At 55.2% G+C, this 377-nt stretch carries 1 protein-coding gene; it reads left to right on the forward strand.

Annotated features, from left to right (window positions below):
* On the forward strand, nucleotides 1-377 hold a 377-nt coding region (locus GJU40_RS20620), incomplete at both ends, for a hypothetical protein (RefSeq protein ID WP_212029931.1).

Here is a 377-nt window from a genome sequence, read left to right on the forward strand (position 1 = left end):
GAAGCGGATGCCGAAGCGGATGCAAACGCCGATGCAGAAGCCGATGCAGATTCTGATGCAAATGCAGACGCAGAAGCCGATGCAGATTCAGATGCAAATGCAGATGCCGAAGCCGACGCAGAAGCGGATGCAAACGCGGATGCCGAAGCCGATGCAGATTCAGATGCAAATGCAGACGCCGAAGCCGATGCCGAAGCCGATGCAGACGCAGAAGCTGACGCCGATGCAGATTCTGATGCAAATGCAGATGCAGAAGCCGATGCAGAAGCCGATGCAGATTCAGATGCAAATGCAGACGCAGAAGCGGATGCCGAAGCCGATGCAAACGCGGATGCAGAAGCCGATGCAGATTCAGATGCAAATGCAGACGCAGAAGC

The sequence above is a fragment of the Metabacillus lacus genome (assembly GCF_009674805.1).
GTDB lineage: Bacteria > Bacillota > Bacilli > Bacillales > Bacillaceae > Metabacillus_C > Metabacillus_C lacus.